Source organism: Halorubrum sp. SP3 (genome assembly GCF_005435195.1).
GTDB classification, from domain to species: domain Archaea; phylum Halobacteriota; class Halobacteria; order Halobacteriales; family Haloferacaceae; genus Halorubrum; species Halorubrum sodomense.
Genome location: NZ_SGTU01000206.1, coordinates 1 through 700, shown reverse-complemented (window position 1 = coordinate 700; position 700 = coordinate 1). Strand labels below are relative to the sequence as shown.

Genomic DNA, 700 nt, shown 5'->3' with positions numbered 1-700 from the left:
TCCTATCACATTATTGCCGAAGAGTCCATCACTGAGGACCTCGTGATCCACTGTGTCTTCCAGCGTTCCGGTGTTCGTACCGCCAGTAACGGCCGTGCTGGCATCGATGACACAGTTCGTCGCGACAGCACCGAGGTTGAGGATTATATCCGTGAAAATAAGCGGGATTCTCACAATAACGGCTCGGTTTGAGCAGTTCCGCTGTTCATAACGCCGCACCAGACCGACGCGTTCGGGCGGGTGATGTGCCCAGCGAGCAGGGCGTTATCGGCGACCACGGCCGGGGCGCGACCGTGGCCGTGTCGCGAGAGTTGGTCCGCGTATTCGCGAGGATCACGGTTAACCGGGAGGGAGAGAGAGAGCCTCATGATTTTACGACATCGAGCCCTGGCATCGACACCGAACAACGCGTCCCCGTCGTCGCGAGCAACTCGGAAAGCGTGCTGGTGAGCGTGTTCACCGTTGTGGATCGGTCCTGCGGGGCGCGGCGAAGACCTCGGGCAAAAACGCGTAGACTTACACGTTGGTTTACTCGGTGATGATCAAACCGGAATAAAGTGCGCTCTTCGATCCCCACGAGTTCGTCAACGGCGAAGTCGATCACACCGCACCTGTCTAGGTGCTGGGCGAAGGCGATTGCGACGGTCGGATCATCGGTCTGGCAGTGGCGTTCTAAACGTCATCAGCCGTGGCGGGGTCG

At 59.1% G+C, this 700-nt stretch carries 1 protein-coding gene; it reads left to right on the top strand.

The genetic code is table 11. From position 1 onward, the window contains the following. Positions 1 to 192: hypothetical protein (locus EXE42_RS19720; protein WP_206750746.1), on the top strand; the 192-nt coding region annotated here is incomplete at its 5' end. Positions 193 to 700: the final 508 nt, after the last annotated feature.